This is a genomic window from Brevundimonas fontaquae, from assembly GCF_017086445.1.
In the GTDB taxonomy this organism is placed as follows: domain Bacteria; phylum Pseudomonadota; class Alphaproteobacteria; order Caulobacterales; family Caulobacteraceae; genus Brevundimonas; species Brevundimonas fontaquae.
In genome coordinates this window covers 2,335,810-2,359,423 of the sequence record NZ_CP070968.1, presented here as the reverse complement: position 1 = coordinate 2,359,423, position 23,614 = coordinate 2,335,810, and the positions used below count along the sequence as shown (strand labels likewise).

The following is a 23,614-nucleotide window of genomic DNA, read 5'->3' as shown; positions in this document are numbered from 1 at the left end:
ATCAAACCGCCGCCACACCGCCATCAACAAACAGCTCGTGGCCTGCAATGAAACTGCTCTCGACGGAAGCGAGAAAGAGCACGGCTCGCCCGACCTCATCGGTCTTGCCCAACCGGCCCAAGGGTACGGCCTGATTCAGGGTATCCTCTACCCCTGGCTGGGCGCCCAGAAAGTTGCGCATCAGTGGCGTGGCGGTGCCGCCGGAAGCCACCACATTGAAGCGAATGCCTTTGGCCTGAAGGTCGGTCGTCCAGCTTCTTGCCCAGGACCGCACCGCGGCCCTGCTGACGTTGTAAAGCGATTGACCGGGGAAGCGCTTACTCCCGGCTGAACTTTCCCGCACTATCTCGATTGACGTCTTCCTATTTGGCGATCGATCGTAGGTCCAATGGGCGGAGAGGTTTTGTCGACCGCCATAGTGTACAGTTGGATATAGCTTACACTTGCATTGAATAGCCATCGGGGTCGGCGATCGACAAGCAGAGCCGTTGAGGGGGCGGGCTCAGCACCGTTAACATCATGTCTAGCGAGCTCGCATCGCGCTGTCATGGCGCACAATGTGAGAGCATGTGTCGTCGATCTGGCGAACGTCTACGACCTAAAGGGGACGGCCGTTGTGCGGGGCCGCCAACCGCGTAACTTCCAATTTACATGGACGATGGTGGGTGATGTAGGGTTCGAACCTACGACCCGCTGATTAAGAGACGCTGTAAGTACATTGAAATGAAAGAAGAAAGCCTCCAAACAGGATCAAGCTGATACGAGCAAATTCAATGGGTTACAGCGGGTTTTCCAAATGGAATTCGCGTTGCTGCCGGTTTGATAACTCATTGAAACCATTCAGTTTGGTCATGCTCATTCGCAGCCGACGCCGTCACCATCTCGATCTAAGTGCCGTCCATAACCGGGATCGCCCCTACGCACGGGAGCCGCACCTGCCGCACGGGCCGCAGTGCAGTTCGCAAACGCGCCGCTAGACGGGGGAGACGACCTCAAGCCCCGTGGACGAGAGGGCGACGAAGAGCCTCCGCCCGCACGATGGCAGTGGTAACCGCCTCGCTTGCGATCGTTGTGGCACCCCTCTGCGTTCAGTCCGCCGGAATGCGCAGCTACAGCTATCGGTACCGCCGAGGCCGCAATGATGACGAACGCAATAATGAACTTCATGTCGGTGCCCCGTGCCAGGGCTTCATAGCTCGCAACTTTTGCGCGCGTCCAGCTCGCGTGGTTCGGTCACCGGCTAGGAAAAGCTTCGTCGAGACTATCGATTGCCATTTGAAGCGAAGCTTTAAGGCGCATCAGCGCCACGGCAGGTAGGAGCTGATCTCGTCGCGAAGCTCGTAGCACCGCTGATAAAACGGCGTCTGAGTGCTGGATCAGGCGCACCAGATTTTCGCCGCTGGGCCCGTTACGGCCATCAAACCAGTTTCGCACAGCACGTTCATTTGCATTGGTGATGAGGCCGACCGCCTTGCGCGCAGAGGGACTCTCGCCCCATTCCTCGCGAAGTGCTCCAGCAATCATCTGCGGGAAGGCCTGCATCGACGCCTCCTGATGGAGAAGTTTTCCGATTTTGGGCTGAAGTTTTCAGACCATCTTTTGAAACGACATCCGGTCGGACTGCCGCTACGGCTCGATTCTCACCGCCATTCGGACGGGTGTAACTGGCGTGCATTATGGACCCAATGGGCGTTCAGCACGAGATGGGGGCCGCGAAATCAGTGCGGGCGGCTCAGTACGTCCGTATGTCGACGGAGCACCAAAAGTACTCAACCGAAAACCAGTCTGAGGCGATCGCGGCCTACGCGGCTCGACGTGGGTTTGATGTCGTTCGGACCTACACAGACGCGGGAAAGAGCGGACTGAGGCTTGATGGGCGAGCGGCTTTACAGGAGCTGATCGCCGACGTTCGCAACGGCGCTCCGGGATTTGAGGCTATCCTCGTTTATGATGTGAGCCGTTGGGGTCGTTTCCAGGATGCTGACGAGAGCGCTTATTACGAGTTCATCTGCCGTGAGGCTGGGCTGTCGGTGCATTACTGTGCTGAGCAGTTTGAGAACGACGGGAGCCTAAGCGCGACAATCATAAAGAGCATGAAGCGCGCGATGGCGGGGGAGTATAGTCGCGAGCTCTCGGCCAAGGTCTTTGCTGGTCAGTGTCGCCTCATCACGCTGGGTTTTCGGCAAGGTGGCGCGGCTGGATATGGTCTGCGTCGGCAACTGGTTGATGAGCATTTGTCGCCGAAAGGTCTGCTTGAGCGAGGCGAGCAAAAGAGCATTCAAACCGATCGTGTGGTGCTCACCCCCGGGCCGCCCGAGGAAGTCGAAGTCGTTCGACGTCTCTATCGGATGTTCGTCGTTCAGCGTCGCTCAGAAAGCGAAATTGCTACGGTGCTGAACGGGGAGGGCCGGCTTACGGATTTGGGACGTCCCTGGACCCGCGGCACGGTCCACCAGGTTCTTACGAACGAAAAGTACATCGGCAACAATGTGTACAATCGCTCTTCCTTCAAGTTGAAGGCAAAGCGCGTGGTGAACGATCCAGACAACTGGGTGCGTCGCGACGGTGCGTTCGAAGGGATCGTTGAACCGGACTTTTTCGAGGCTGCACAGCGCATCATCCAGGCCAGGTGCGTGCGATACAGTGACGAAGAGCTGCTGGCTCGGTTGTCTGACCTGCTGGCGAAAAAGGGATGGCTATCGGGGCTCGTGATCGACGAAGTCGATGACATGCCGTCAAGCTCGGCATTTCGCCACCGGTTCGGGAGCCTCGTTCGTGCTTACCAACTGATCGGCTATTCGCCAGCTCGCGACTATCGCTACATCGAAATCAATCAGGCTCTCCGGGCGATACATCCGGATGTCGTCGCCCAGGTCGTTGGTGGAATCGAGCGGGGCGGAGCGGTTGTTTCAGAAGACCCGTGCAACGGACTGCTGACCATCAATGACGAGTTCACTGCATCGGTCGTGATCGTACGCTGCCTAGAAACGCCGGCGGGCGGATTGCGGTGGAAAATTCGGCTAGATCAGGGTCTGCGCCCCGACATCACCATCGCAGTGCGGATGGAGGTCGGGAACGCTGAAATCCGCGACTACTACCTGCTCCCCTGGTTCGAGTGTGGCGCGGATCCAAGCATGAGGTTGGCGCCCGACAATGGCGTGCTGCTGGACTCGTTTCGCTTCGACACACTCGACGCGTTCTTCGATCTCACGCAGCGGGTGGAGGTCCATGCAGCATGACCGACGTCGCTGAAATTCGTCTCATCCCGGTCAATGACATCACGGTGCTGAACCCTCGCGCTCGAAACAAGAGAGTGTTTCAAGAGCTGGTGACCAGCATCGAGCATCTCGGGCTGAAAAAGCCGATCACCGTCAGTCAGCGGCCCGGTCGATCGCGATACGATCTGGTCTGCGGTCAAGGGCGGCTAGAGGCGTTCATCGCGCTTGGGCAAGAGCAGATCCCGGCGGTGTTGATCGATGCCGCCGAGGAAGACTGTTTTGTGATGAGCTTGGTCGAAAACCTCGCTCGTCGACAGCACACACCGCTCGAGCTGGTTCGAGCCATCGGATCGCTTCGAGAGCGTGGGTACAGCCATAGCGAAATCGCTGCGAAGGTTGACTACAGTACGGAATATGTTGGGGCGATCTGCCATCTTTTGGAGAACGGCGAAGAAAAACTGATCTCAGCGGTCGAGCGCGGCGTGATCCCTCACACTGTCGCTATGGAGATCGCGCATTCCAAGGAAGGGGAGGTGCAGCGTGCTCTGGCTCAGGCCTTCGAAGAAAAGGCCATTCCGGGCAATCAGGTTTTGGCCATTCGCCACATTATCGAGCAACGCAGCACAAGCGGCAAAGGGATCCACAATCGCAATCGTGGCGTCCGCAATCAAAAACCGATCACGGCCGACACGCTTGTTCGGTCGCTACAACGCGAGACGGAACGTCGCGAGACCTTTGTCAGACGGGCCTCTCTGACGCGCACGCGTCTCGTTTTTGTCGTCAACGCACTGAAGCATCTGCTTGCCGATGATCATTTCGCTGCGCTTATGCGCGCTGAAGGGATCACCAATCTTCCGTCCGCGCTCGCGGCGCGCGTCGGTTTGGAGCATCCGTGATGGCCTCCGTCAAAATCGCCTTCCAGCAACGCGTTCGATCTATCTCTTTCGACCGCATTCTGCCCTCCAAGATGCTGTCGGCGGCGGTCACCGAAAGCGCAAAGTACAAGCGCATCGCCGCATCGATCTTAGAAGTGGGTTTGGTCGAGCCGCTGATCCTCGCCCAAGCCCGGTCAGGCGATGCCTTCACTCTTCTCGACGGCCACGTGCGATTGGCCGTGTTGAAGGAGCAGGGCGCAGTGGAAGCGCGATGCATCGTCGCTAAGGACGATGAGGCCTTTACCTACAACAAGCGCGTCAATCGGCTTCAACCGATTCAAGAGCACTACATGATTGTTCGCGCCATTGAGCGAGGGGTATCCGAAGCCAAACTCGCGCGGGCGCTCAATGTCGATGTCGGCTCAATTCGAGCCAGACGTCACATGCTCAACGGGATTCATGACGACGTCGCTGAGCTGCTCAAGGACAAGCCCGTCGGCATCAATGCCTTTCAGAAGCTGCGCAAGATGAAAGCTATGCGTCAGCTCGAAGTTGCGGAGCTGATGATCTCGGCAAACAACTACAGCGCCACATATGCGAGGGCGCTTCTGGTCACGACCAAACCCGCCGATCTCGTGAAGCCCGAAGCGAAGGCGATACGCGGCGTCAGCCCGGAACAGATCGAGCGGCTTGAGCGGGAGCTCGCTGCGGTGTCTGAAGACTTTCACGAGTTGGAGACAGCGTTTGGCGACGACACGCTGCTGCTGGTCATCGCGGCAGGCTTTTTGGAGCGGTTGCTCACCAAACGGTCGATCGAAACCTTTCTCGCAAACTCGCATCGCGAGATGCTGGAGACCTTCCGATCCGTTGTCGCAGCAACCTCGTTAGACCCTCCCGCCCAAGCGGCTTGAGCACGCCTAAGGGGACCGGGACCCTTCAAGCGCCGGGACCACCGGAGAAGCCGTCGGCGGAGGCGGATCAAGGGTGGTGGCGGGGATGACGGCGATCCCGTTCGGAGCCCGCTAGGATGGGCGTCATCTGCCCATCTAGGGTCGGTCCGGCGGGACGACCCGCCGTTGGGATCGTGCGCCAAGCTCGACGACCGCTGCGCTCGACTAAGATCGATTTGGCGTCTCAGTGTGCATTCAAAAAACCGCACTGATCGCGGAAACCAATATGATGAGACTGGATCGAGGGGGACCAGGATGACGCAACTCGCTGGCGGATGGACGCTCGAAAAGCTCGAGGCCAAGACACCTGAAGAGCGCTTCAATGTGTGGTCGAACGCGCGGGCCAAGGGTACACTCGAGGCGGACGAGCTCGCGCAGTTTATCGAGAGGTCTGGGTTGAACTATGCGCCGACCGGCGGCATCAGCATGTCTGATCTTCGCGTGCTCGAGATGCGCCGTCATCGAGTCACCTGAGGGACAGGCAGCCTGTCTGAAGGCCACAGCCGACGGGTTGCCGGCACTCGCTGGGGTCGAGCCGATGATCGTTGAGCGGATGGGCAGCAGGTACGGTCAGATCAGCATGACGACAGTCACAGCAGGCTCGATCGTCGGCGAGCTCATGCTGAGCAAGGGCTTTAAAATCGGAAGTCAGAAGAAGATGCCCGAAGTGTCGGTGGCGCAGACTGCGGCGTTCTGGGTGGCGCGGTAAGTTCGCAGCGCAGAGGGCTCAACAGAGCTGAGTTTAGATCGCGACAAACGCAGGGGGGCGGAAGCCGCGTTCTCGTCGCTTAGGGACGATAGCACAAAGACACTGACGCGTGTCGCGCTCGGACCTACGCCAACCCGCTCAATCGCTTTCCTGCAGCCAAACAAGCTTCGACCTCCGAGCGGTCCGCCGTGGTCATCAGTTTGAAACGGCTAAGGTGAGGCAGGGCAAGCACCACGCGACCATCGGGCGCTTGATAGAGTTCGGCGAACTGCCGATTCCAGCCGACGTTCAAACGTCGCGGCGTGCCGGCTTCCAAGATCGCGGCGAGCTCTCGACCTGCCTGCTTACCGAGCGAGATCCAAAGCCTGATCGTCGGCGACTTCTTCGCGACCTCTTGCCACAACGGTCTCACCGCTGCGAGGGCGACGCCAGGGGTTGGCAGCTTGGACCAGCTCCGGCTCCTAAATGGAACAAGCTGAGCGGCGAATACGTCCCTGCTGTCGACCTCAAGCGTTTCGAGCATTCGAACGATCTGCTGCTGAAGCGGATTGTGTGAGTCCGCGGGCCCCCACTTTTGGTCGGTGTAGGCCATGCCGCCCTTAGGCCAGTCCCAATCGGCTTGCTGCGTTTGCGTGTCGCTATCTTCGCGATCCGCACCCGGGTTGAGACCGATGATGCCGACTTTGGCAGTGCTCAAGCGGTCCTCTCGGCAGTACATAAATGTCCAGCCCATCGCGGTCTCAGGCGCGTCTTTAAAGTGGTTGGCGTAAAGCTCAGCGATGGCGGCTTTCGAGAAGGGCGTGTTGGAGCTCATGAACCTAATTCGCGATCTGGTCAGAGAGGACCGGAGAGATATGGGCCGGTAGATTGGTTAGCGCGGATTGCAACAGCACGAGCGCGTCGGGCGCAAGCGTTGCATTGCGTCGACCGGCGGCCTCGGTGATCTCCCAACCGAGATTGGAGACACGCTCCATCTCAACCACGCCAACCTCGCCGAGTTGGTAATAGTAGGAGAACCCCATCCTGACTTGGCTGACGCGACTCCCGAGACAGTTTCGGAACAGGCGTCCAGCGACCTCCATTTTCGCCTCCGTATCGAGCGGCGTGAGGTGTTCGTTGCCGGGCCAAGGCGGCGACGGCAATGGCAGGCCAGCGTACGTGTCGCCGTCGGCTTCAGAAATGACCGACGCGACGAAGTCACGCTCGAAAACAGCAGCTGCAGCGGTGTCTAACTGACCTAAGCGATCCAAGCGCCATTGCTGTCTGCGCAGCAAGATCGCGGTGACGCGCCGATTGCTTTTGAGGCGTTGCACCTTCTTGGGCGAGCAGGCGTGGTCAGGTATTGCGGCGAGCAAATCGATCACGCGCTCGTCGATCGCGTCGAGATGTCGAAGGACCTTCGCTGGTCCGCGACCAGCCTCCAACACGTCCGCGAGCTTGAGGTATGAGCTCGTGCACTTCAGAGCCTTCCAGCCCAGTCGCTTCAGAGCGCGCTCGAAACCTGCCGCCTGCTTGAATCCCGACAGCGCGATCAGCGATCTTAACGAGGATGCTCTGAACCGTTCGCGCCAAAGATCGACGTCGGTCGGACAATCCACGCGCTCAGCACGCGCAGACATTTGGGCCCAGATTGCGCACCAAAGTTGTCGTCGCTCAGCTGAGATCAACGCGAGCTCAGCTTCGGCACGACCACCGAAGAATGCGACCGCCCAACCCTCGCAGGGACCTGCGATCGCCGACAACAGACTGCGCTCCATCATGTCGGGATACCGCGCGCGAGGTACGTCACAATCGGTCGTAGGTCACACCACTTGGTTGATCATTAGAAACTTCTCGCTTGCTCAAGTGAATCAATACGGTTGAATGAGCTGGGGGAGTAGCGATGGATCACAACGAAAACGAGCATCTGGCGGACTTCGTCGAGGACGCCGCCAGGCGGCACGATCCAGACGACCACTATGTGATGCAGCAGGTAGCGAGCGGTCAGGTTGCGATCAGTGACGACGACGAGCATTTTAGGTCAGCCAAGCACTTCGTCGGCCGGTTCTGGGTCGTCGAGCCGAGGAATGGCAATCCTGAGCTTGCTAGCTACCGACGTAGGTTTCAGGATGCGGAAATCGAAGACGACACGTTTATCGATTTGCATCACTCATTGACCTTCGAGCGGTGCTGGTCAGGTCTCGGCGAGAACGACCAACACCTTACTCCGCATCAGCGCCTCTCAGTGGAGGGAAGAGAGAGCAGCGACTGGCCGCGAGGGCATGTCGTTTACGCGCCTTGGGACCGGATGTGGCTCGTCACAATCGCTGAAACTCTGGCGGCCGATGACGCAACGCTGCTCGCCGTTCGGCAGCGCTTCGTCATCGACAAAACAAGCTGTCGCGTGGTTGGCGACGCGCGATTTAATGCAGACCTTCCGACGCCGGGATCCGAATGACGACGACTGACAAACTCTTCTGCCGGGGACTCACCTCGAAGCAAATGAACGCCCTCGCAGTTGCTGCGGTCGTAAGCGATCATTGGTGGCGTGACCTGCTGTCGCTTTGGAAACCGAGTGGAGTGAGTAGCGGGGAATACGGGCTGCGCTTGGCGGTCCGGCACGGCTACCTTAACTTCTATCGACACGGCCAATCGGTGGCTAAAGTCAGCTTCGACGGATCGCATCGGCCGACGCTTTCGGTCCACGCCAAATACATCTGCAACGACGATGAGCGCGGGGTGGTCGGCCAGGTCTATGCCCGCCTCGACGACCGCGGGATCAGTTGCAAAGGCCTGACATCGCGCGCCTACGAAGGGCTTGCGACGGTGAAGGCTTGGATTGACGTCGTGAACCGGCACTACGCCAAGGTCGGCGGTGAAAAACCGCTCATCGATCAGCTGCTCGACAACCCTGCGAACGACGGCGTGATCGATCTGGAGATGGGTCTTCCCGCTTGGGGCTCGCGAAGAACCGCGCCACGCATGGATGTCGTCGCGGTCGAGGAGGTCGAGGGGACGCTGACGGTTATCTTCGGCGAGGTGAAGCGCATCGACGACGGTCGAGTTCGCTCCTCGAAAGCAGAGCCTGAGGTCGTCAATCAGCTCAAGAAATACGAGAACTATCTCACCGACCCGACAAACCGCGATGCCATTGCCAACGCGTACTCACAGACAGCGATAAGTCTCCTGGAGCTGGCTGGCATGACGCGAAGTGTCGGCGCGGAAATCACGCTGTCGGACACGATTCGTCGAGCGGCGACGACGGTGCCCCTCAACGTTGCTAGGCAAGCCGTTCTGGTCATCCTAAGACCCGGTGATCGCGGCGAAGGGAACTGGGAAGATCTACATCGGCCCGCGTTGAACGGCGCCGTCAAGTTTGTCGAAGTCCGACCGGGCGAGGCCATGAATCTTGGGGTCGTCGTTTGACGGTGAATCTCACCGTCCATCGCGCGACCGATCAGATCGGCGGGAACTGCATCGAGCTTTCTAGCGACGCCGGCAGGATCCTACTCGACGTCGGCCGACCTCTTGATGCGCCGAATGATGCGGTAGGTTTGCTGCCAACTACGCTCGATCGAGACCGACCTCTCGACGGAGTGCTGATCTCACACCCTCACCAAGACCACTACGGCCTTCTCGAGGAAATACCGGCGCACTGGCCGATCTACAGCGGCAAGGCGACCGAGCGACTCATACAGCTGACCGCGATCATTTTCGGTCAACCGATGCAGCGGGAATTCCGGCCGTGGGACGTGGGCAAGGCGAACCAGATCGGACCGTTCACGGTCACACCTTACCTGACGGACCACTCGGCGTTCGATGCGCACATGCTGCTCATCGAAGTGGAAGGTCGGCGTATTCTCTACTCGGGCGACTTCAGGACACACGGGCGCAAGTCGAAGCTCGTCGAGCGCATGATGGCGTCGCCGCCGGCCGATATAGACGTGCTGCTGATGGAGGGGACCAACCTCGGCAGCGACAAACCTTGCATGACAGAGACCGACCTTGAGGCGGACTATGTCGAGCTGTTTCGGGCGACTAAGGGGCGGGTGTTTGTGGCGTGGTCTGCGCAAAACATCGACCGTACCGTCACGCTCTATCGCGCGTGTCTGAAAACCAAGCGCACGCTTGTGATCGACCTCTATACGGCAGAGGTGCTCGACGTGTTGGCGGAGCACGGTCGCATACCTCAACCAGACTGGTCGTCGATTAAGGTGGTCATCACCAGCGCGTTTTCGCGGATGTACAAGCGCAAGGGCGACGAGGCGTTCGTGACGCGCATGGCGGCGAACGGCATCTCGGCCAAGGCGCTCGTAAACTCACCTGAGAGGTGGGTGATCATGGTGCGGCCGTCTCTGATCAAGGACTACTCGCCGGCTGGGGTCACGCCGACCGCAGACGACGCGTGGAGCTACGCGATGTGGAGCGGCTATCTCAAAAACGAGGATGGCCAACGACTGCAGAACTGGTTCGGCGAGGGCCGTGCCAGGGCAAAACATCTGCACACCAGCGGGCATGCGTCGCCGTCAGATCTTCGAGCGTTCGCCAACGCGATGAAACCAAAGACGATGGTGCCGATACACGGGGTGGCGTGGGATCTCGACCGAGAGGGGTTTCCGCCGATTACGCGTCTCGTCGACGGGCAACCGTTGGTTCTGTGAGCTGCAGAACAGGCCTCAGTGTACATTCGGAAAATCGCACTGAGCGCGAAAAAGATGCCGGACTTTCTCTGGCGAAGCCTGCCGAGTGCTGGCGGGCGCGGTGGGGATTTTCATCTCTTTCGCCGGCCTCTTTTAAGCTACCTGAAGCCCAATCTGAGGTGGTAGAACGGCACAGTGCAATGGGGGCAAACTTGAAAAAATTGATGCTTGCGGCTTCGATTGCCGCGTCTTTTCTGAGCGCTTGCGGCGACAAAGCCCCGACACCCCCAGCCGGAACGGACGAGGAAATTTCTGCCGTTGCTTTACAGCCGAATGCTCGGTGTATTGCTCCTGAGACTGTTGAGCAGCTCAAAACGATGGCATTCGATGCAGCCCGACGTCTGTCGACCGCCGATCCCGTTCGGATGAACGATCTCCAACGGCAGTCAGTCGCCAAGCTAGAGATGCCGCTTTTGAACGCGCACGATAAGACGTTGGATCGAACAACCTGTTCGGGCCGTCTTCGCATTGAAGTGCCCGTAGGCGCCCGCAGTCTGTTCGGTCCTGATGACCTCGTCGCCGACGTGACCTACTCAATGCAACCGGCTGCGGATGGAACCGGGCTTGTCTACCAAGTGGATCAGTTTGGGCGCATTCCAGGTCTGATTGGCTATGCCGATCTGAGTCAGTTCAACCAAAACCGCTCCGGAAGTTCTGCGCCGGCGACCGCGCCATCACTCGTTGTCCAGCAACCCTCATCTGTCGGAACCGCCAGCTTCGATTGCCGCCGCGCTCGCACATCGGTCGAGCAGATGATCTGCGCAGACCCTGGTTTAGGCGAACTCGATCGTCAAATGGCAGCCGCCTATGCGCGCCGGCGCCAAGCTCAGCCGGGATCTGGAAGTGAGCAGACTGCGTGGATCGCGATACGCAACACGTGCTCGGATACTGGCTGCCTATACAAAGTGTATGAAGAACGGATCGGTCAACTCAGCGACTGACATGGTTCTCGCCTTTGAGCCTCAGACCTTCGAGTGCATTTGGAGATTAGCGTGAAACCAATCCCCTTCATCGCGCTCGGTTGCCTTCTGCTGGTCGGCTGCGACCTATCGCCTAAATCGGAAGCGCCCGCGAACCCCATTGCCTCTAAAGCTGCACCAGTAGCCGCGGTCGTCAAACCGACAGCGGATCCGCTTACTCCTGATCAGCTCACCGCGCTGGCGTTCAGAACCGCGTGGGGCGGGCCGCCCCCGATCGAGCGTGAGGAAGGGACAGGTAACCAGACCGACACGCGGACCTATCGGTCCGGCAAGCTGATTGCGCTTGAGGGGGGCCGATACGCTCTCATCTCTGACGGGCAGGGCGGGGAGGGACATGTCAATTCGGGGTCGCTCTCCATCCACTATTTGCAGCGTACCGGAGACAGTTTCACGCGCATCGGCAGCTGGCCTGGATTTCTCGTTTCGGGGACGTGGGGAGCCCCGCCAGAATGGAAGATCCGGACTGATCTTACCCCGTCACCGGCCCTGGTCGCAGAGGCTGGCGGCACATGGCAGGGCTACACCTGCACCTGGGCACACGTGATCGAGCTAACCCCGGACAAACCTATCGTGCGGATCGATCAGATCCCGACCTCCTATAGCGACGGCGGGGCGCGCGAAGAGGGGGAGACCAAGAGCATGGAGGGGGTCTTGATCCCCGGTCAGAAGGGCAAGTCGATGCGGGTTCGCTACACGGGCGACGTGGATGCGACGGTCGTCTACGCCAAGGTTGGAGAGAGCTATGACCCGGTCAATCTGCCCGAGCTGCTGACCTGCTGAGCGGCCGAACTGCTGTCTCAGGGTAGATGTGGACAAATGCACTGAGCGGGCAGGGCGCGGACGGCGAATGTCTCAGTCTGACTCAAAGCGGCGGTTGGTGACGTCCGCTTTCGGTCAGGGAAATTATGAAAACATCGGTGGCGTCCTCAGCACTGTTTGCCCAGGTGTGGCTTGCAGCTATGGACGGGCGGAATGAACTTTTCGGGTTGGAGAGCGAGCTTGGCTCAGACGCAGCATGGCGTTGGACGCATTCGATCGAAGGTCGAAATTTGGGTCGGAGTGGGCGTCGTGCTCGTTCTCGCCTTCTTCCTGATTAGCGGCGTCGTCGCCTACCTCAACGTCCAGGGCCTGCGCGCCAATAGTCAGAAGGTGGTTGGAACCCATACGACACTGGTGGCCATAGACCAGGTCCTGTCGACCGTGCAGGACGCTGAAACGGGACAGCGCGGTTACCTTCTCACGGGCCAAGACCGTTATCTTGAGCCCTACGAAGACGCCGTGGCCGCAATGGACCGTGACCTTGCGATCCTCACCGAAGTGACCTCGCGCGACCCAGCGCAGCAGGCCAACCTCAAAGAGGTCAAGCGCCATGTCGGCGTCAAGATGGAGCAGTTGACCCGGGGAATCGAAGCGCGGCGTACGGGCGGCCTCGCGGCGGCCGTCGCGATGATCGAAACCGACCGCGGCAGGACGGCGATGAATGCGATCCGGGAACGCTTGGCCATCATGCGCGCCGACGTCGCGCAGCAGCGGCGACAGTGGCTGTCTGAGATGGAGGTCGCTTACCGGACCGCCCTGCTGACCGGAATCCTGTCCGCCCTGCTCGGCGCCGCCCTCACCGTCGGGGTGTTCCTGCTCATCCGCAACAGCACGCGGGAACGCGCCCGGCGGGAGTGGCTTCAGGCCGGACAGGTTGGGCTCGCCGAAGCAATGAGCGGCGACAAGACCATCGAGGCGCTGGCCGACAGCATCTTGGGCTTCCTGGCTCGATATGTCGACTTTCAAGCCGCAGCGATCTTCAAGGGCGAAGGCGGCGTTTTCCGCCGCGCCGCCACCCTGGGCGTTCCATCAGACGCGCCCGTGCCTATGGAGTTCCGACTTAAGGAGGGCCTTCTGGGCCAGGTCGCCGCTGATGGGGCGTCAGTGCTGCTGACGGATGTCCCTCAAGGCTATCTGACTATTGGATCCGCGCTGGGACGGGATGACCCGCGTCATCTCGTCATCGCCCCTGCGAACGCCGATGGCGTCATCAACGCCGTGATCGAGTTGGGCTTTATCCATGCCCCGGGACCGCAGGTCCTTCGGCTGCTGGACGAAAGTGCGGCTGCGATAGGCGTCGCCCTCAGGTCGGCGCGCTATCGTCTGGATCTTCAGAACGCCCTCGAAGAGACCCAGCGCCAGTCCGAGGAACTACAGGTGCAGAGCGAAGAGCTTCGGGTTTCCAACGAGGAGTTGGAGGAGCAGGGGCGCGCGCTCAAGGAATCCCAGGTGCGGCTGGAGCAGCAGCAGGTGGAGCTTGAACAGACCAACAGCCAGCTGGAAGAGCAAGCACAGGTTCTGGAGGGACAGCGCGACGACCTGGAACGGACCGGCGCCGATCTGGCCCTCAAGGCCCGGGAGCTCGAAGCGGCCAGCCAGTACAAGTCCGACTTCCTCGCCAACATGTCCCACGAACTCCGGACGCCTCTTAACTCCCTGCTGATCCTGTCGAAGCTTCTCGGCGACAACAGCGACGGAAACCTGTCCGAAGAGCAGGTTCGCTACGCCCGGACCATTCAGTCCTCGGGCGACGATCTGTTGACGTTGATCAACGACATTCTCGACCTCTCCAAGATCGAGGCCGGGCACGTCCAGATCCGTCCCGAAGCTGTTTCGGTCCAGAGACTGGCCGGCGACTTGCGCCAGCTGTTCGATCCGATTGCAGACCAGCGGGGGCTGAACTTCACGATCGACGTCGCCAAGGGGACGCCCGATCTGGTTGAGACGGACCGTCAACGTCTGGAACAGATCCTTAAGAACCTGCTTTCGAACGCCTTCAAGTTCACAGAGAAGGGGAGCGTAAAGCTGAGGATCGCGCCCGGCGACCGGGGCTTGGATTTTTCGGTGAAAGACACCGGAATCGGTATTTCGCGCGAACAGCAGAACAGCATCTTCGAAGCCTTCCAGCAGGCCGACGGCACGATCAGCCGCAAGTACGGCGGGACGGGGCTCGGACTTTCGATCTCCAGGGAACTGGCTCGGTTGCTCGGAGGCGCGATCACTCTGGAAAGCAAGCCCGGCAAAGGCAGCACCTTCACCCTCAGCGCGCCCCTCGCCTACGACGCCGCTCAGGTTGCGTCGCGCGCGCCCTTTGCTCCGCAACCCGCGGCGTCCTCAGTCACGCAGGCCGCCCCGAAATCGTCGCCCGCTGTCCTGCCCCGCGCGATTGAGGATGATCGGGACGCGCTGGCCGTGAACCGGCGCACGTTGCTGGTCGTTGAAGACGACGATCGTTTCGCCGCCATCGTCCGGGACCTGTCGCGCGAAATGGCGTTCCAGTGTCTTGTGGCCAGTAATGGCGAGGACGCGATCAAGCTCGCCAAACAGTACCGGCCGAGCGCCATCGTCCTTGACGTCGGCCTTCCTGACCAGTCCGGTCTGACGGTCCTGGACACGCTGAAGCGCGACGACCAGACCCGCCATATACCGATCCATGTGGTGTCCGCTGGAGACCATGCCACGACCGCGCGCGCGCTTGGCGCGATGGGGTATCTCACCAAGCCGGTCAAACGTGAGGCGCTGGCGGATGTCCTTCGGGCCCTGGAGGAGGACCTCACCCGGACCGTTCGACGAGTCCTGATCGTGGAGGATGACGCCGTCCAGCGCGAGGCCATGAGAGCCCTTCTGTCGAGCGGCGGGGTCGAGACGGTCGGGGTGGGCACGGCGGCGGAATGCCTTCAAACCCTCGAACAGCAGACCTTCGACTGCATGGTTGTGGACCTGTCCCTGCCCGACGCCTCCGGCTTCTCGCTGCTGGAGAAGCTCAGTCTGGACGGTCAGCAGGCCTATCCGCCGGTGATCGTCTATACCGGCCAGGATCTGACGGCGGACCACGAGCAACAACTGCGCCGCTACTCCAGCTCAATCATCATCAAGGGCGCCAAGTCGCCGGAACGCCTGCTGGATGAGGTCTCGCTGTTCCTCCACCAGGTGGTCGCCGACATGCCGCCCGAACAGCAGCGCATGATCCAGAAGGCGCGAAATCGAGACGCCGTGCTGGAAGGCCGGCGCATCCTCGTCGTCGAGGATGATGTCCGAAACATCTATTCCCTCACCAGCGTGCTCGAACCTCGCGGCGCCGTCGTGCAGATCGCGCGCAACGGGCAGGAAGCGCTCGACGCGCTCGATGCGTCCGCCGCCTCTGCACCCGCCATAGACCTCGTTCTGATGGATGTGATGATGCCGGTCATGGACGGGCTCACCGCGACACAGCGCATCCGGAGCGATGGACGCTGGGGCGGCCTGCCGATCCTGATGCTGACCGCCAAAGCCATGCCGGACGACCAGGAACGCTGTCTCGCAGCAGGGGCCAACGACTACATGGCCAAGCCCCTGGATGTCGATAAGTTGCTCTCTCTGGTCCGCGTGTGGATGCCGCGCTGATCCATGGCCGACGCTCTCGAAGACCTCGAAATCCAACTGCTGCTGGAGGCGCTGTTCCAGCGCTATCATTTCGACTTCCGTCACTATGCCCGTGCGTCGATCAAGCGGAGGCTAGTGCAGGCCCGCGACCAGATGGGCTACGCCTGCAACGAGACGAATTGGACGTGCATGCGACGGCCTTGAGCGCCGCAGATCAACGCAAGAACGAGTTCCTGGCGGTCTTGGGTCATGAGCTACGCAATCCCCTCATGGCCCTGAACGCAGGGCTGAAGTTGCTCGATCGCGCCGGCGAGCCAGATCAAGCCGCCGTCATCCGGGAGCGGATGGCGACCCAAGTGTTTCACCTCTCGCGGCTTGTCGAGGATCTGCTTGACGTTTCGAGGATAGATCAGGGCAAGATCGCCCTGCGCCTCGAACGGGTGCAGTTAAAGACCGTGCTGGACTCCGCGATCGATACAAGCCGTCCCAAGATCGACGCGGGTGGGCATGCCTTCACGTTTGACCTACCGACGGAAGCCGTATGGGTCACAGCCGACTTCACCCGCCTATCGCAGATCGTCAGCAATCTGCTGACCAACGCAGCCAAATACACCCCGTCGGGCGGGACGATCCAGCTCCGGGCGAACGCCGGGCCCGACTACGTCGAAGTCGCCGTCTCCGACACTGGCGTCGGCATTTCCAAGGATATGCAAGCTCGGGTCTTTGAGCTGTACACGCAGTTGAAGGGGCCCGACGATCGATCCAGCGAAGGCCTTGGCATCGGTCTCGCCCTGGTCCGCCAACTGGTCGATCTGCATAAGGGCGACATCCGCGTGGAAAGCGACGGTCCGGGCGCCGGCAGCTGTTTCACCATACGGTTGCCGCGTTCAGCATAGCATCGACCGTCGGAGTAGGCGCGGCTATTGCCAAACAATGCGGCAGTGAATGTCTGGGACTGGCGCCCAGAAGTTCATTATCTGGAAGCAGGCGTCACGACAGGCAGGCGACCTCAGAGGAGGGGGCATGCGACAGTCTGACCTGTTCCTACAACCGAAGCCCTCAGGGAACGCGCCGTCTAATCGGCCCCAAGGCGCCGCTTAAGCCCAAGCTCATCTGGTCCATCCGACAACAGTTGAGTGTGGCTAGGAGATTTCGCGACCTCGCCGTGTTCAACTGCGCGTTGGATTCGAAACTACGCGCCTGCGACCTGGTCCGACTTCGCGTGAGCGATGCGGCGAGAGGCGGTGTTCTCCGTCAGCGGTCGGTCGTCATCCAACAGAAGACCGGGAGACCTGTGCCCGTTGAGATCACCGAGCCTGCGCGTGATGCGATCGCTGCTCGCCTGAGTGTGCCGCGCCAGCCTGAAGACGACTGGCCGTTCCCAAGCCGGAGCCGGTGCGGCCAGCACATCGGCGCCAGGCCGTATGCTGGGCTGATAGACCGATGGCGCCGTTGATTGACCTAGAGCCCTAAGGGTACGGCGCTCACAGCCTTAGACGCACTAAGGTCTCGCTCATTCACAAGAATGACAGGCAATCTTCGCGCATGCCAGCTCCTGATCGGCCACAGGAGATTGGAGAGCATAGTCAGATATCTCGGTATCGAGGTGGATGACGCCTGGGAGATGTCAGAGCAAATCGACTTGTGACCCTAAGCCGGGCCCTGAAGCAAGCCCGGCGATGGTCAGCTTTGGGTGGGAAGCGGATGTTAGTGGGCAGGCGCCGAGAGGCCGTACCCTCCTGCGGGCGCCGTCTCGGCCACCCTCGACATTCCCGCGATCATCGGTCGCCCTCTCGAGATCGCATCGCGGACCGCCGGAAGCGTGAGTGACGCGCCGTGCGCTTCCTTGCTCTGCCATGCCTCTGTGATCCAAATCACCTCCGGCTCTAGCGGGTCCAAAGCAACGATGTAGCTCAAACAGCCCGGCAGTCCGCTTACACCCTCGATGAGGACTCTGACCAGCTCGTCGCGATGACCTGGCTGCGCTGTCATTTTGCCGATCAAGCCGTACATCGATGAACTTTCCATGTCCGCAGCAGACGCGCGAAGCGGTGAAGTGACGGCCAAGCCCACGCCAGCAACGACGATTCTGCGGCTGATTTCCATCGCAATACGTTAGCTGGCCGATGGATCGAGACAAGCGGATAGTTCCGCAACGGGTCGATTTCGGTCCTGGGCTTTGGCGCCGAACGCGGATGTTGGCCGTTAGGCCGGAAAGCAGTCGCCCTTGACGCCAAATCGGGGTGATTAGTGGACGTTCCTCATCGAAACAACGGGGCGTGGAACCATAGCCTCTAGAAACGACCGGTAACCGGACGGGCGTTGCCGCATTAAGGGAACGACGCCTTGTCGATCCTCCGGAGAGCCATGCCCGATTCCTATATCCTCATGCTGTTTGTGGTGGGGGCGCTGGTCGCGCTGGTGGCGTGGCTGCCGCTGGTGTTCCGGCGCGCGCCGCTTTCGCTGCCGATCGTCTGCGTCGGGCTTGGGGCCGCGCTGTTCAGCCTGCCGCAGGTGGGGTTCGATCCGCTGCCGCAGACCTATCCCGAGATCACCGAGCGGCTGACCGAGTTCGTGGTGATCATCGCCCTGATGGGGGCAGGGCTGAAGATCGACCGGATCTTCAATCCGAGGCGATGGGGCGTGACCTGGCGGTTGCTGGGCGTCACCATGATGCTGTCGATCGTGGCGATCGCGCTGCTGGGATGGACGGTCCTGGGGCTGGGCCTGGCGGGGGCGATCCTGCTGGCCGGCACGCTGGCGCCGACGGATCCTGTGCTGGCGTCGGACATCCAGGTGGCGGCGCCGGGCGAAGGGCGTGAAGACGAGGTGCGGTTCGGCCTGACGTCCGAGGCGGGGCTGAACGACGGGTTGGCGTTCCCGTTCGTGAACCTGGCCATCGCCCTGGCCCTGGTGGCGGCGGGCCAGAAGGACGACTGGTTCGTAGAGTGGCTGACCGTCAGCGTGCTGTGGGAAATCGGCGCCGGGCTGGGCATCGGCTGGGCGATCGGCTGGCTGTTCGGCTGGCTAACCTTCACCATTCCGGCCAGCACGCGACTGGCCGCGACGCGCGACGGGTTCATCGCCCTGGCGGCGACCTTCATCTCATACTCGGTGACGGAGATGCTGCACTGCTACGGCTTTCTGGCGGTGTTCATCACGGCGCTGGCGTTCCGGCACGCCGACCGGGACCACGATTTCCAAGTCGAGATGCACGACTTCATCGAGCAGATCGAGCGTATGGCGATGATGGTGGTGCTGGTGCTGTTCGGCGGGGGGCTGGCGTCGGGCCTGCTGGCGCCGCTGCGGCCGCTGGATGCGATGGTGGCGTTGGCGATTGTGCTGGTGGTGCGGCCTCTGACCGGGATGATCGGCTTCATCGGCTGGAGGCGGCCGATGCGCGAGAAGCTGATTCTGGCCTTCTTCGGGATCCGGGGCGTGGGCTCCTTCTACTATCTGGCCTATGGGCTGAACGCCGCGCCGTTCGAGAGCGACGACCGGCTGTGGGCCATCGTGGGGCTGATCTGCCTGATGTCGATCCTGCTGCACGGGATCACGGTCACGCCGGTGATGCGATGGTTTGACCGCAGCGAAGGCCGCGATCCGGATGCAGAGGCGGATGGGGTGCAGGCCGAAACGTCGGGGCGAGGAACGTCAGCCTGACTTTGTGACCAAGGCCGATTGGATCAGGCACCTCAAATGTCCGCTACGGGTGGTTAGCGGTCATCGACTGGCGGTAGCCTTCGCTTAGCTTACGAGATGAGCCACTCCACGACTTCAAGGGGGATGCTTCCGTTATCAAACGTCGCCAAGGTCATCTGACCGTTTGCGTCAGCGTAGAAAACCTCTGCCAAGAGCGCGTGTTCGATCACCCCATCCGACAGTTCGAGGAACATGCCGTCACGCTGGACATCACTGCCCATGGTCAGTTGAACGATCCAGCAGGCGACTTTGACATGCGAATACCCCAGATCGCACTAGCCTAATCGGCTGGGCCGATGTCCGCCTCGGGTGGGAAGCGGACATCGTCCCAACTTTCAATCAATGAGCTCGGTAATGCATAGCGACCGCGCCGTTACTGAAAGGCTTGGTCGAGAGCAGTTCTAGTCTGCGTGTTGCGGACAAGCCGGCGTGATAAAGGGTCGGACCGTGCCCTGCGATCCTTGGATGAACGACGAGCTTGTATTCGTCGATCAGATTCAACCGATCTAGTTCCGTCGCCAGCTTGTCGCTGCCGAGGAGCACGCCAGCCGGCGTAGCGTCCTTCAGCGCTTGCACCGCCGCATGTAAGTCGCTGCCAAGATGGTGGCTGTTTGTCCACGGGAACGTCGTACGCGTCGTTGACGCCACATACTTTGGTTTGTCTTCCAGCTTGACCGCCCACTCGCGGATCGCCGCAGGTGCATCCACCTCGCCACTAGCGACGGTAGGCCAGTATCTCTCCATCATCTCGTAGGTCACACGACCCCAGAGCATCGCGCCGTTCTCGTCCATCAAGCGGGTAAAAAAGGCGTGCGTCTCGTCGTCGGCGATGCCTTCCTGATGGTCGACGCAGCCATCTAGAGTGAGGTTGATGCTGAAGGTCAGAAGTCCCATGAGGCTAGCCTATGCGATCTTGGCTCGAGCTCAACGTCCGCAACGGGTTGGTTTGCGAAGCAGCCATCGCCCCCTAAAGAGGACCTCTGATCCACGCACGGAATGTCGTCTTTCCGGCATGGTCCGCATGACCGCTCCTGGCGCAACGCAGTCGTGGCGTGGGCGGTAAAACAAAGCCCCCGGGCGGATGGCCGGGGGCTTCACAAGGTCTAACGACGTGGGTCAGGCTGCAGTCTTCCAGGTGGGCTCGAGGGCGATGTGGGGCGGGCAGGGCGCCACCGCCGGGACCGGCAGGCCGCCGAGCTCGTTGGCGTAGCCGTGGTTGACGTCGCGGTGGTGGGCTTCGTCGGCCCGGACGACCAGCACCACATCACGCAGGGTGGCGTCCTCGAGCAGGCCCCAATAGGCCTTGGCGATCGCCGGAGCGGGGACGTTGGGGCTGCGGCCCTCGTCGATCTCGGCCAGGTAGTGGGTGTAGCTGATCACCGCCTCTTCCTCGAAATAGCCGACCACGCGGTGCGCCGTCTTGGAGGAGACCAGGTAGAGGGCGAAGAAGAACAGGTAGAAGACCCACTGCACCGAGACGATGACGAACCGCTCGAACAGGGTCGGCTTGGCCACCTCGATGAAGGTCATCAGGTGCATGCGCTCGTTCTCGGCCTCGTCCATCAACGTCTTGATCCACCCCTTGTCGTCGCACATGCGGCGCAGGCAGCTGAGGTGGTTGATGGTGGCGCCGACCATCCCGGGCACGGCCGCGACCGTCTCCAGAACGACGGCGCGGTGGCCGTAGCGCTTGGCGAAGAAGGTGTCGGCGCACCAGCGCAGCAGCTTGGTGAAGCCGAATGCGACGCGGTCCGACAGCCCCTTGGGCTGGTGGTGGATGGAGAGATCGACGAGGGGGGCGCTCATGGCCTGTATCCTTGGGATGTCCGCCGGTCCATCCGGCGTCTGGCGATGACGGCGGTGTAGAACCACTCCCTGCATCCCGGTATTTGGGTCTTGACCCTAGGGGGAATTGCGGAGGCGCGGAGCGGTGGCCGGAAAGGGTAGGGAAGGATCGATGCGCGTCTTCCGATCGCCGATCACCTCGCCGTCGGCCCTGATCCGACCGCACTCGCCGTGGATCGCTGCGGGGGCTTCGCTGCTCGTCGCCGGCCTGGCGGCCCTGGTGCGGCTGCAACTGCCGGACCCGTTGGACGCGCAGGCGTCCTTCCTGATCTTCGTGCCGGCCGTCGTGGTCGGCGCGGCGCTCGGGGGCGCCGGGCCAGGCGTCTTCGCGACGCTGCTGGGGCTGTTCGGCGGTCTGGCACTGGCGCGGACCACGGACCCGTCCTGGCTGGAGACCCTGCTGTTCCTCATCGTCGCCGCCGCCGTAACGCTGGGCGGAGAGTGGTTTCAGCGCGCGCACCGCGAGCTTTCGGGCCGCGAGACCCATCTGCGCCTGATCCTCAACACTGTGCCGGAGGCCATGATCCTGATCGACGACAAGGGGGTCATGCGGGCCTTCAGCCCCGCGGCGGAACGTCTGTTCGGCTGGACGGCGGACGAGGCGGTCGGCCGGAACGTCAGCGTCCTGATGCCGTCGCCCCACCGCGAGGCGCACGACGGCTATCTGGAGCGGTACTATCGCACCGGTGAGCGGCGGATCATCGGCCTGGGCCGGGTGGTCGTGGGCGAGCGCCGGGACGGCTCGACCTTTCCGATGGAGCTGTCTGTCGGCGAGATGCGCACCGCCGAAGGACGCTTCTTCACCGGATTCGTTCGCGACCTGACCGAGCGGCAGCAGGCGGAGGCGCGCCTGCAGGAGCTCCAGGCCGACCTGGTGCGCGTCTCGCGCCTGACCGCGCTTGGCGAAATGGCGTCGGCCCTGGCGCACGAACTGAACCAGCCGCTTACGGCCATCGCCAACTATCTGAAGGGCTCGCGGCGTCTGCTGGCGGCCGAGACGGTCCCGCTCGAGCGGGTGGCGGACGCCGTCGATCGCGCCGCTGAGCAGGCCCTGCGCGCCGGCGTCATCATCCGCCGTCTGCGTGATTTCGTTGCGCGGGGAGAGACCGAGCGGCGCATCGAGGACCTGCCCAAGCTGGTGGAGGAGGCCAGCGCCCTGGCGCTGGTCGGCGCGCGCGAGCACGGCGTCCGCGTTCGCTTCGATGTCGATCCCGCCGCCGACCGGGTGGCAGCCGACAAGGTTCAGGTGCAGCAGGTGCTACTGAACCTGATCCGCAACGCCGTCGATGTGATGGAGGATGCGCCGGTCAGGGACCTCGGGATCACGGTCGCCACGATCGACGACGAGCATGTGCGCATCACGGTCTCCGACACCGGGGCGGGGATTTTACCTGAGGTGGCGGACCAGCTGTTCCAGCCGTTCGTGACGACCAAGCGCACCGGCATGGGCGTCGGCCTGTCGATCTCGCGCACGATCATCGAGGCCCACGGCGGCCGAATCTGGTTTGAAGCCAACGACGCGGGCGGGACCGATTTCCACTTCACCCTGCAGCGCGCCCACCTTGAAGAGGAGCCGGTCGATGGCGAATGAAACCGTCGTCCATGTGATCGATGACGACGCCGCCGTGCGGGACTCGATCGCCTTCCTGCTGGAGACCGCCGATCTGACGGTCCGCACCCATGAGTCCGCTGTCGCCTTTCTCGCCGCGTCCGATCGATCGCCCGGCTGCATCGTCACCGACGTTCGCATGCCCGAGATGACCGGCATCGAACTGGCGCGGCGCTTGCGTGACGGCGGATCACGCGAGCCGGTGATCATCATCACCGGTCATGCCGACGTGCCCCTGGCGATCGAGGCGATGCACGCCGGGGTAGCCGATTTCATCGAGAAGCCGTTCGACGACGACCTGCTGCTGGCGGCGATCCGGCGCGTCGTCGATAAGGCCGGCGAAGCGGCGTCGGCGGAGGCCGAGCGCCGGGAGATCGCCGCCCGCTTCGACAGCCTGTCCGGCCGGGAGCGGGATGTGCTGAAGGGGCTCGTCGAGGGGCACGCCAACAAGGTCATCGCCTACGACCTCGACATCAGCCCGCGCACCGTCGAGGTCTATCGCGCCAACCTGATGTCAAAAATGCAGGCGGGAAGCCTGTCCGAACTGGTGCGGATGGTCCTGACCCTGCAGCCGTTCACGAACGACAGCTCAGTTATCTGAATGTCGCGTTTTCGGACCTTGGGCGGTTTCCGCTCCTGGCGCAAA

The 23,614-nt window shown here is 61.7% G+C and carries 25 protein-coding genes; 16 read left to right on the top strand and 9 right to left on the bottom strand.

Translation table 11 applies throughout. The annotated features are described in order from the left end of the window. Nucleotide 1: 1 nt before the first annotated feature. From JX001_RS11570 to JX001_RS11560, 3 genes are all read right to left on the bottom strand, one after another. On the bottom strand, nt 2-460 hold the full coding sequence (locus JX001_RS11570; RefSeq protein ID WP_205681123.1) for an SDR family NAD(P)-dependent oxidoreductase: 459 nt from the start codon (nt 458-460) through the stop codon (nt 2-4). A 395-nt stretch (nt 461-855) separates the two neighbouring features. Next, the gene (locus tag JX001_RS16485; RefSeq protein WP_165116450.1) at nt 856-1,167 is read right to left on the bottom strand and encodes an excalibur calcium-binding domain-containing protein; all 312 of its coding nucleotides are present in this window, start codon (nt 1,165-1,167) and stop codon (nt 856-858) included. Nucleotides 1,168-1,233: 66 nt separating this feature from the next. Continuing rightward, complete coding sequence (locus JX001_RS11560) at nt 1,234-1,542, bottom strand: hypothetical protein (protein ID WP_165113659.1); 309 nt, start codon at nt 1,540-1,542, stop codon at nt 1,234-1,236. Nucleotides 1,543-1,745: 203 nt separating this feature from the next. Between JX001_RS11560 and JX001_RS11555 the strand changes: the two genes are divergently transcribed. From JX001_RS11555 to JX001_RS11535, 5 genes are all read left to right on the top strand, one after another. Further along, nucleotides 1,746-3,239 carry a recombinase family protein gene (locus JX001_RS11555; protein WP_219355409.1) on the top strand — a complete coding sequence of 498 codons (1,494 nt, stop codon included), beginning with the start codon at nt 1,746-1,748 and terminating at the stop codon, nt 3,237-3,239. Continuing rightward, nucleotides 3,236-4,114 (top strand): plasmid partitioning protein RepB C-terminal domain-containing protein, encoded by an 879-nt coding sequence (locus tag JX001_RS11550; RefSeq protein ID WP_165116454.1) that lies wholly within the window; start codon nt 3,236-3,238, stop codon nt 4,112-4,114. The genes JX001_RS11555 and JX001_RS11550 overlap by 4 nt, the downstream gene beginning before the upstream one ends. Then, nucleotides 4,114-5,004, top strand: a complete 891-nt coding sequence (locus tag JX001_RS11545) for a plasmid partitioning protein RepB C-terminal domain-containing protein (protein WP_240893505.1) — start codon at nt 4,114-4,116, stop codon at nt 5,002-5,004. Before JX001_RS11550 ends, JX001_RS11545 begins: the two co-directional genes overlap by 1 nt. A 294-nt stretch (nt 5,005-5,298) precedes the next feature. After that, a complete protein-coding gene (locus JX001_RS11540) occupies nt 5,299-5,517 on the top strand; it encodes a hypothetical protein (protein ID WP_088582792.1) in 219 nt (72 codons plus the stop codon). A 37-nt stretch (nt 5,518-5,554) separates the two neighbouring features. Further along, on the top strand, nt 5,555-5,752 hold the full coding sequence (locus JX001_RS11535; protein ID WP_174085763.1) for a hypothetical protein: 198 nt from the start codon (nt 5,555-5,557) through the stop codon (nt 5,750-5,752). Between the two features lie 124 nt (nt 5,753-5,876). Here JX001_RS11535 and JX001_RS11530 read toward each other — a convergent pair whose 3' ends face one another. Further along, nucleotides 5,877-6,566 carry a uracil-DNA glycosylase family protein gene (locus JX001_RS11530; RefSeq protein WP_165116460.1) on the bottom strand — a complete coding sequence of 230 codons (690 nt, stop codon included), beginning with the start codon at nt 6,564-6,566 and terminating at the stop codon, nt 5,877-5,879. A 4-nt stretch (nt 6,567-6,570) separates the two neighbouring features. After that, a complete protein-coding gene (locus tag JX001_RS11525; RefSeq protein ID WP_165116462.1) occupies nt 6,571-7,512 on the bottom strand; it encodes a hypothetical protein in 942 nt (313 codons plus the stop codon). A 122-nt stretch (nt 7,513-7,634) separates the two neighbouring features. On the opposite strand from JX001_RS11525, the gene JX001_RS11520 reads away from it, so the two are divergent. From JX001_RS11520 to JX001_RS11485, 8 genes are all read left to right on the top strand, one after another. Then, the gene (locus JX001_RS11520; protein WP_165116464.1) at nt 7,635-8,189 is read left to right on the top strand and encodes a hypothetical protein; all 555 of its coding nucleotides are present in this window, start codon (nt 7,635-7,637) and stop codon (nt 8,187-8,189) included. Continuing rightward, nucleotides 8,186-9,157 carry a hypothetical protein gene (locus JX001_RS11515; RefSeq protein WP_165116466.1) on the top strand — a complete coding sequence of 324 codons (972 nt, stop codon included), beginning with the start codon at nt 8,186-8,188 and terminating at the stop codon, nt 9,155-9,157. The genes JX001_RS11520 and JX001_RS11515 overlap by 4 nt, the downstream gene beginning before the upstream one ends. 2 nt (nt 9,158-9,159) lie before the next feature. Further along, nucleotides 9,160-10,392 (top strand): MBL fold metallo-hydrolase, encoded by a 1,233-nt coding sequence (locus tag JX001_RS11510; RefSeq protein ID WP_240612185.1) that lies wholly within the window; start codon nt 9,160-9,162, stop codon nt 10,390-10,392. A gap of 191 nt (nt 10,393-10,583) precedes the next feature. Beyond that, a complete protein-coding gene (locus tag JX001_RS11505) occupies nt 10,584-11,372 on the top strand; it encodes a lysozyme inhibitor LprI family protein (protein WP_205681122.1) in 789 nt (262 codons plus the stop codon). A gap of 51 nt (nt 11,373-11,423) precedes the next feature. Further along, a complete protein-coding gene (locus JX001_RS11500) occupies nt 11,424-12,191 on the top strand; it encodes a hypothetical protein (protein ID WP_165116470.1) in 768 nt (255 codons plus the stop codon). Between the two features lie 192 nt (nt 12,192-12,383). Next, nucleotides 12,384-15,833 carry a response regulator gene (locus tag JX001_RS11495; protein WP_165116472.1) on the top strand — a complete coding sequence of 1,150 codons (3,450 nt, stop codon included), beginning with the start codon at nt 12,384-12,386 and terminating at the stop codon, nt 15,831-15,833. A 3-nt stretch (nt 15,834-15,836) separates the two neighbouring features. After that, a complete protein-coding gene (locus JX001_RS11490; protein ID WP_350354474.1) occupies nt 15,837-16,016 on the top strand; it encodes a hypothetical protein in 180 nt (59 codons plus the stop codon). A gap of 65 nt (nt 16,017-16,081) precedes the next feature. Further along, entirely contained in the window at nt 16,082-16,708 is a 627-nt protein-coding gene (locus JX001_RS11485) for a sensor histidine kinase (RefSeq protein ID WP_241004841.1), read from the top strand. An 811-nt stretch (nt 16,709-17,519) separates the two neighbouring features. Here the strand turns inward: JX001_RS11485 and JX001_RS11480 are convergent. Further along, the gene (locus JX001_RS11480) at nt 17,520-17,804 is read right to left on the bottom strand and encodes a putative quinol monooxygenase (RefSeq protein WP_240893662.1); all 285 of its coding nucleotides are present in this window, start codon (nt 17,802-17,804) and stop codon (nt 17,520-17,522) included. Between the two features lie 375 nt (nt 17,805-18,179). On the opposite strand from JX001_RS11480, the gene JX001_RS11475 reads away from it, so the two are divergent. Continuing rightward, nucleotides 18,180-19,475, top strand: a complete 1,296-nt coding sequence (locus tag JX001_RS11475; protein WP_165116483.1) for a cation:proton antiporter — start codon at nt 18,180-18,182, stop codon at nt 19,473-19,475. An 89-nt stretch (nt 19,476-19,564) separates the two neighbouring features. Here the strand turns inward: JX001_RS11475 and JX001_RS11470 are convergent, their stop codons facing one another. From JX001_RS11470 to JX001_RS11460, 3 genes are all read right to left on the bottom strand, one after another. Beyond that, entirely contained in the window at nt 19,565-19,708 is a 144-nt protein-coding gene (locus tag JX001_RS11470; RefSeq protein ID WP_174086714.1) for a hypothetical protein, read from the bottom strand. A gap of 145 nt (nt 19,709-19,853) precedes the next feature. Next, entirely contained in the window at nt 19,854-20,408 is a 555-nt protein-coding gene (locus JX001_RS11465; RefSeq protein ID WP_165116485.1) for a dihydrofolate reductase family protein, read from the bottom strand. A 222-nt stretch (nt 20,409-20,630) separates the two neighbouring features. Further along, entirely contained in the window at nt 20,631-21,320 is a 690-nt protein-coding gene (locus JX001_RS11460) for an alternative oxidase (protein WP_165116487.1), read from the bottom strand. Nucleotides 21,321-21,471: 151 nt separating this feature from the next. Between JX001_RS11460 and JX001_RS11455 the strand changes: the two genes are divergently transcribed. Both JX001_RS11455 and fixJ read left to right on the top strand, forming a co-directional pair. Continuing rightward, entirely contained in the window at nt 21,472-22,950 is a 1,479-nt protein-coding gene (locus JX001_RS11455) for a sensor histidine kinase (protein WP_174085750.1), read from the top strand. Beyond that, nucleotides 22,940-23,569, top strand: a complete 630-nt coding sequence (fixJ, locus tag JX001_RS11450) for a response regulator FixJ (RefSeq protein WP_165116491.1) — start codon at nt 22,940-22,942, stop codon at nt 23,567-23,569. The genes JX001_RS11455 and fixJ overlap by 11 nt, the downstream gene beginning before the upstream one ends. Nucleotides 23,570-23,614 lie beyond the last annotated feature (45 nt).